Origin of the sequence: Saccharothrix sp. CCNWYY140, from assembly GCF_037401995.1 — a bacterium.
In the GTDB taxonomy this organism is placed as follows: Bacteria; Actinomycetota; Actinomycetes; order Mycobacteriales; family Pseudonocardiaceae; genus Actinosynnema.
Genome location: NZ_JBBEGC010000209.1, coordinates 1 through 7,712, shown reverse-complemented (window position 1 = coordinate 7,712; position 7,712 = coordinate 1). Strand labels below are relative to the sequence as shown.

The 7,712-nt window shown below is 74.1% G+C and carries 4 protein-coding genes; all 4 read left to right on the top strand.

Annotation, left to right across the window (positions count from 1 at the left end; translation table 11 throughout):
- Window positions 1-262: 262 nt before the first annotated feature.
- Window positions 263-3,094: a type 2 lanthipeptide synthetase LanM family protein gene (locus tag WBN91_RS38260; protein WP_337728338.1), complete on the top strand. Its 2,832-nt coding sequence runs from the start codon at window positions 263-265 to the stop codon at window positions 3,092-3,094.
- Window positions 3,091-3,303, top strand: a complete 213-nt coding sequence (locus tag WBN91_RS38255) for a hypothetical protein (protein WP_337728339.1) — start codon at window positions 3,091-3,093, stop codon at window positions 3,301-3,303. The genes WBN91_RS38260 and WBN91_RS38255 overlap by 4 nt, the downstream gene beginning before the upstream one ends.
- Before the next feature lie 97 nt (window positions 3,304-3,400).
- Window positions 3,401-6,313, top strand: a complete 2,913-nt coding sequence (locus tag WBN91_RS38250) for an ATP-binding protein (RefSeq protein WP_337728340.1) — start codon at window positions 3,401-3,403, stop codon at window positions 6,311-6,313.
- Between the two features lie 34 nt (window positions 6,314-6,347).
- Complete coding sequence (locus WBN91_RS38245) at window positions 6,348-7,076, top strand: peptidylprolyl isomerase (protein WP_443217874.1); 729 nt, start codon at window positions 6,348-6,350, stop codon at window positions 7,074-7,076.
- Window positions 7,077-7,712: the final 636 nt, after the last annotated feature.

Sequence of the window (7,712 nt, the reverse complement as noted above, 5' to 3'; positions counted from 1 at the left end):
AAACCGACGCCCTTCCACCCCCGGGGGCCTGCCGCGCGGCGAGCGCCGCTTTTAATCTTTTGATCTTGAGAGCGCGCAGCGCGTCCCAAGAGCGCGAAGCGCATCGATCCCGAAGCTCATAAAGCGTGAGGCCGCATCCATGCGGGGTCAGTAGGAATCTGGGGGTCGTGCCCCCATGTGCGGCCGTCCGAAGCATGTCAGGTTGTGCAGCGTGATCCCGTCCGCCTTAGACGCGCTCCCCGCCTCCTGGTGGCGAGGTGGAGTGCGAGGGACTTCCCCCGAACTGGTCGCCCCGCGTGGGCGGCCGGCATGGGCCGCGTTCGTGGAACGCGCCACCGCGACCGCGGCCCATGCCAACTTCGGTGGTGGTGACTGGCTGGACGCCTTCGCGTTCGCTCTCCGCCCCCTCGTCCGCGGGGCGTTGGCGCTCGACCCCCGCCTGGCCTCGGACGCCGCCTTCGCCCGGGACCTCGGCCACCGGCTGGCCCGGATCGCCGCCCGGACCCTCGTCCTGGAGCTCAACCTCAAGCGCCTCGCGCAGGAGCTCGACGGGCCGACCCCCCAAGCCCGGTTCGTGCACTTCGTCGAGACCGTGAACCTGTCCGACGTCCTCAAGCGCTACCCGGTCCTGGCGAGGCTCCTCGGCCAGACCTGCCTGCACGCCGCCCAAGCCCACCGCGAGCTGCTGGACCGGCTCGCCCAGGACCGGTTGGACATCGTCCGCTCCCTCCTCCACAACCAGGACCCCGGCCCGGTCCGCGGCATCGAAGCCAAGGGCGACATGCACCAACGCGGCCGTGCGGTCGCGGTGGTGACGTTCGCCGATGGCCGCAAGGTCGTCTACAAGCCCCGCCCCGTGGCACTGCACCAAGCGTTCAGCGGGCTGCTCGGCTGGTTCGACGGCCACACCGGACTGGACCTGCGCACCCCGGCCGTGGTCGCCCGCCCCACGCACGGGTGGCTGGAGTTCGTCGAGCACAAGGCGTGCGCGGACGTCGAGGGCGTCGGGAGGTTCTACCACCGCCTGGGCGCGCTGCTCGCCCTGCTCTACGCCGTCGACGGCACCGACATGCACTTCGAGAACCTGATCGCCCACGGCGACCAGCCCGTCCTCATCGACGTCGAGACCCTGTTCCACCCGACCGTCGGCATCCCGGCGGACCCGGCGATGCGCGCGCTGGCGCGGTCGGTGCACCGGACCGCCGTCCTGCCGCGCGTGCTGCTCGGCGAGCACGGAGCGCTGGACATCGGCGGTGTCGGGGGCGACCAGAACTCGGCCGCCACCGGCGTGACCTGGCAGCACCCGGCGACCGACCGGATGCGCCTGGTCCGCCGCCCCGCGCCGCTACCTCCCGCTCTCAACCGCCCGCGCGTGGGCGAGGTCGAGGCGGAGCCCGCGGACTACGAAAGCGCGCTGTTGGCCGGGTTCCGCACCGGTTACGACGCGCTCTACGACCACCGCCACGAGCTGCTGGGCGACCGGGGCCTTCTCCGCGCCTTCGCCGATCTGCCGGTCCGGTTCGTGCCGCGGATGACCCAGCTCTACGCGACCCTGCTGGACGAGTCGACCCACCCGGACGCCCTGCGCGACGCCGGCGACCGCGAGTCCGCGATGGACCTGCTGTGGGACGAGTCCACCGAGGACGTCCTGAAAGCCCTTGTGCCGCACGAGCTGCGCGACCTGTGGGCCGGTGACGTGCCGCTGTTCACCACCCGGCCGGGCAGCCGGGACGTGTGGACGGCGTGCGGCGAGCGCCTGGGGGACCTGCTGCCGACCACCGGCATCGAGGCCGTGGAGCGCAAGATCGCCGGGCTGGACGAGGTGGACCGGCACGAGCAGCAGTGGCTGATCACCGCCGCCCTGGCCAGCCGGCCCCGGCCGGTGGACCACCGCTCCGGCGCGGCGGTCCCCGCTCGGCCGGCCGCCGGCGTCCCGGACCCGCAACGGCTGCTGGTGGCCGCGTGCGGCATCGCCGACGAGGTGCTCGCGCACGCCACCGCGGACGGCCGCCGGGTCAACTGGGTCGGCCTGGAGCTGGTGGACGACCGGCACTGGGCGGTCTCGGCGATGGGCGCGGGACTGTCCAACGGCTACACCGGGGTGGCGTTGTTCCTGGCGCAGCTGGGCGCGCTCACCGGCGCCGCCCGCTACACCGAGTACGCCCGCGACGCGCTGGCCCCCGTCCCGGCGCTGCTGCGGTCCTTCGCGGCCGACGCCGAACTGGCCGCCGCGGTGGGCGGTGGCGCGTTCCACGGACTGGGCGGCATCTGCTACGCGTTGGCGCGCTTGGCGAACCTGCTCGACGACGCGGAGATCTCGGGATGGTTGACCGAAGCCGTCGACATCGCGGCGGCCGTCGAAGCACTCGGTGAAGACACGGCGAACATCGTCGAAGGTTGCGCCGGCGGACTCGCCGCGATGACCGCGGTCCACGCGGAAAGCGGTCTGCCGGCCGCCGAACGGCTGGCCCGCGCCTACGCCGACCGCCTGCTGGCCGCTACGCCGACCGGCGACGGTTTCGCGCGGGGCCGCGCGGGTGTCGGCTGGGCACTGCTGCGGTTCTCCCGCCTGGTCGGCGACCGGCGCAGCGCCGTGGCCGGCCGCTCCCACCTGCGCGCGGACCGCGCGTTGCGGCAGCGGCTGGTGGACGTGGGCGAAGCGGACCACAGCTGGTGCTCCGGCCTGGCGGGCGCGGTGCTGGCGCATTCGGCCCACCCCGATCAGCCGGTCGACACGTACACGTTGCACCTCGACCGGTGCCTCAACGCGCTGGCGGTGCACGAACCGCTGCGCGACCTCAGCCTGTGTCATGGTGAGTTGGGCGTGCTGGAACCCCTGGCCGTCCTCGCCGAACGCGGGCACGAGCTCGCGTCGGCGATGCTCACCCGGCGCGCCGGGCTCGTCCTGGGCGCGTTGGACCAGTACGGAGCGCGGTGCGGCACCCCGGGCGGGGTGCCGTCGGCGGGCCTGTTGACCGGTTTGTCGGGGATCGGTTACGGGCTGCTGCGCCTAGGTTTCCCCGAGCGGACGCCGTCCGTGCTGATGCTCGACACCCCTGCAAGTCCCTACCCTCGCAAGGAGAACCCCCGATGAGCGACGCCACCAACCACGACGAGGTCCCCACCTGGCGCGACGACCAGGACGGTGACCACCCCGCCGGGGAGATGGCGCTGTCCCGCAAGAACAAGACCGGCGCGCGGGCGCGGGCGCTGGCCGGCCTCACGCTGGCCGTCGGCGCCTACGCGGTCGTCGCCGCGAGCCTGGCCGACAGCACGTCGGTGAGCGCACCCGTCATCCGGTGACCCCCGTCCACGGGTAACACCGCACGAAGAGGCCGAACTGCCCGCGCGGACACTGGGGGTGCGGGCAGTTCGGCGTGCGCTTGACTAAGGTCGGGCCATGCAGACCCGCGCGCCGGTCGTGGTCGGCCGCGACGACGAACTCCGGGTGTTGGACCAGGCCCTCGCCGACGCTGCCGCGTGCCGCGGGCGGGCGGTGTTCCTCGTCGGCGAGCCCGGCATCGGCAAGACCCGACTGGCCCGGGTGACCGCCGGGTCGGCGTTCGACCGCGGCCTGCGGGTGCTGCGCGGCCGGGGGTCCACGATCGGGCCGATGGTGCCGTTCCGGCCGCTGGCCGAGGCGCTGATGTCGTTGCTGCGCGGCGGTGACGCGCCGGACCTGTGCGAACTGGGCCCCTACCGGTCGGCGCTGGGCCGGCTGGTGCCCGAGTGGGGCGGCGAGCCGCGCGAGAACCAGTCCGTGGTGGTGCTGGCCGAGGCGGTGCTGCGGCTGCTCGCGCTGGTCGGCCCGTGCCTGCTGGTGCTGGAGGACCTGCACGACGCGGACGCCGAGACGCTGGCCGTCATCGACTACCTGGTGGACAACCTGGACCAGGTGCCGGTGGTGCTGCTGGTGACCACGCGCGCCGACGCCGGTCCGGCGCTGGACGTCATCCGCCTTGCCGCGCAACGCGGTGCGGGCGTTCTGCTGGAGCTGCACCGGTTGGACGAGCCTATGGTGCGCCGGATGGTGGCGTCCTGCCTGGAGGTCACCGCCGAGGAGGTGCCCGACGCGGTCGCCGAGCGGCTGTGGGCGGACAGCGCCGGCATCCCGTTCGTGGTCGAGGAGATGCTGCACGGCCTGGTCAGCGGCGGACTGCTGGTGCGCGGCCCGAGCGGGTGGCAGGTGCTGGGCGAGCTGCGCATCAACGTGCCGACCGCACTGGTGCGGGCCATCGCGCACCGCACCGACCGGCTGGGGCCGCAGGGCCGCGAGCTGCTGTCGGTGGCGGCGGTGCTGGGGCACCGGTTCCCGCTGTCGGTGCTGCGCGAGGTGACCGGGATGGACGACCGGGCGCTGCTGTCGCACCTGCACGCCGGGGTCGCGGCGCAACTGGTGACCCCGGACGAGCCGGTGCCGGACTGGTACGCGTTCCGGCACCCGCTGACCGCCGAGGCGCTGCTGGCGCAGCTGACCCCGACGCACCGGGCCGACGTGTCGCGGCGCACCGCGGACGCCGTGCTGCGACTGCACCCCGACCTGCCCGGCGAGTGGTGCCCGCTGGTGGCGTCGCTGCGGCTGGACGCGGGGCAGACCGCCGAAGCCGGGCAACTGCTGGCCGAGGCGGGCCGGCGGGCGCTGGCCGACGGCGCGGCGGGCTCGGCGGTGCGGCTGCTCGACCACGCGCACCGGCTGCTGGCCAGCGGTGTCGACGTGGAGATCCGGGCGGACGTGCTGCGCTCGCTGCTGCCCGCGCTGGGCGAGGCCGGGCAGTTCGAGCGGGCGTTCGCGCTGGCCGACACCGTGGCGGAGCTGGGCGGGGCGGGCCTGTCGCCGGTGCGCCGGGCCGAGCTGCACACGATCCTGGCCCGGGTGGCGTGGCTGTCCGGCCGCCTGGCCGACGGGCAGGCGCAAGTGGACGCGGCGCGGGCGTTGCTGGGTCCCGACGCCGACGACACCCACCTGGCGCGAGTGGACGCCGTGGCCGCGTTCCTGACGCTGGAGGCGCAGCGCCCCGACCGGATCTCCTCCGCCGAAGCCCTGGCCCGCCGCGCCGCCGAGGCCGCGTCCCGGGCGTCGCTGCCCGAGGTGGCGTGCGAGGCGTTGCAGCTGCTGGGGATCCTGGCGCGGGACCGCGACCTGGGCGAGGCCGCCGGGCACTTCCTGCGGGCGCGGCAGCTGGCCGAGCAGAACCGGCTGCCGATCCACCGGACCTACGCCGTGGTGCGGCTGGCAGGCCTCGACTGGCTGGCCGACGGGTCGGTGGCGCAGCTGGTGGAGGCGCGCGAGGAGGCGTTGCGGGTCGGCGCGATCACCGTGGCGTACAACGTGGACGCGATCCTCGGGCTGGACGCCGTGCTGCGCGGCGAGTACGCGGCGGCCGAGGAGAAGCTGGCGGTGTGCGGTGAGGGCACGCGCCGGTTGCAGCTCAAGCCGATGACTTTGTACGTGCTGATGGCCCAGGCGACCGCCGCCGCCCACCAGGGCAAGCGGTCCGAAGTGGACAGTGCCGTGGCCAGGTTCCACGAGCTGGGCGGGATCGGGTCGCAGGAACGGCCGTTGTGCTTCGGCCTGGCGCGGGCGATCTGCGCGTTGCTGGAGGAGGACCGGGAGCTGGCGGAGCAGGACGTGGCGCGGGCGATGGCGTACGAGGCGGAGACGCCGACGACGTTCCACCTGTCCGGGACGCACGGGTTGCGGCTGCTGCTCGGGGCGTTGTCCGGTGCGCTGGACTTCGACTCCTACGCCGAGATCACGCAGTCGGCGGCGGCCGGGATGCGGTGGAACCGGGTGTTCGGGCGGTTCGCGCTGGCGGTGCTGCACGGGCGTGCCGGGAGGGAGGAGGAGGCCGCGGTGGCCGTGCGGGAGGCAAGGGAGGCGGCGGCGATCTACCCGTTGGCGCGGTTCCTGGGCTTGCGCTTGGTGGCCGAGGCGGCGGTGCGGGACGGGTGGGGCGAGCCGGTGGCGTGGCTGCGTGGTGCGGAGGAGTACTTCCACACCAGCGGCGGGACGGCGGTGGCCAGCGCGTGCCGGGGTTTGCTGCGGCAGGTCGGGGCGTCGGTCCCGCAGCGGCGCACGGGTTCGGACCAGGTGCCGCGCGAACTGCGGGCGCTGGGCGTGACCGTGCGGGAGTTCGAGGTGCTGCGCTTGTTGGCGGGGCGACTGGGCAACAAGGCGATCGCGACCCGGTTGCACATCTCGCCGCGCACGGTGGAGAAGCACGTGGCCAGCTTGATCACCAAGACGAGCAGACCGGACCGCGAGTCCCTGAGCACTCTGGCCGCCGACCTGTCACCCTCCGACCGGCCCTAGTGCGCCTTTGCGGGTTTCGCTAGACCTGTGCCCCGTGCGGACCTTCCTGACCACAACCCTGACCGCCGCCCTCTTAGCCGTAGGCGCTCCTTCCCTGAGCGCCACTCCCGCTTCGAGCGCCACTGTCCCTTCCGACGTCACACGCGGACCATGCGCTTACACCGCAACCCCAGACGACCCAGCCGCCCGCCCGGTAAAACTCCCCCCGGACCCACGCCACACCCCGTCCCGCGGAACGGCCGAGGTAGTCCTCCACACCTCCCAAGGCCCGATCCCGCTGATGTTGCCCCGGGCGACGGCCCCGTGCACGGTCCAGAGTTTCCTGCACTTGGTACGCAACAAGTTCTACGACGACACGACGTGCCACCGCCTAACCGCATACCCGACCCTCAAGGTCCTCCAATGCGGCGACCCAACCGGCACCGGCGAACGCGGCCCCGGCTACAGGTACAAGGACGAACTACCCACCAACCTCCAGCCCGCCCCCAACGACCCGACCGGCCAGCGCCGCATCTACCCACGCGGCACCCTGGCGATGGCCAACGCCGGCCCGAACACCAACGGCAGCCAGTTCTTCCTGGTGACATCGGACTCGGTACTCCGCCCCAACTACACGGTCTTCGGCCGAACCGACGAAACGGGCCTGGCAACCCTGGACCGAATCGCAGCAGCCGGCATCGCCCCCACTCCCGACAACCCAACCCCGGTCGACGGCAGCCCGGCTACCCCGGTAACCATCCACAGGGCCCAGCGAACCTGCTGAAACCGCTGGTAGAGTGCCCGGAGGCAGGTTCCTGAACGGATCACCCGATCAGGCGACATACAGGATCCGCGACCTCCGGGCCTCTCACGCGTCCCGTAAAACGAGAGGAACGCGGGACCAGGACCACCGCTCCCACCCAACACCGCCACCCTCAGCACCGCCGGCCCCACCCAGCACGCCCGAGCCCCACCACCGCCAGCCCCACCCGGCACGCCCGAGCCCCCGCGCCGCCGGCCACCGCCCGGCACCGCCGAGCCGGCTCCCTCGCCGAACCACGAGCCAGCCGAGCCGCCCACCAAGCCGAGCCTCAGCCGCCCGCACCCAGCCACGCCCGCCGAGCCGCCGCACACCCAGCCGCCCGCGCCGAGCCGCCGGCATCCCAACGCGCACCCGGCCGCCCGCATCCAGCCACGCCAGCCCGCCCATCAGCCCCGCGCCCGCCTTGCCCACCCCACGCCTGCCCCGCGCCGCCCTGCCCGCCCGCCTCGCCCGCCCGCGCCTCGCCCGCCGGGCCGCGCCTCGCCTGCCTCCCCTGCCCCGCACCGCCCAGGCCCCCCCCCCCCCCCCCCCGCCCCCCCCCCCCCCCCCCCCCGCCCCCCCCCCCCCCCCCGGCGCCCCCCCCCCCCCCCCCCCCCC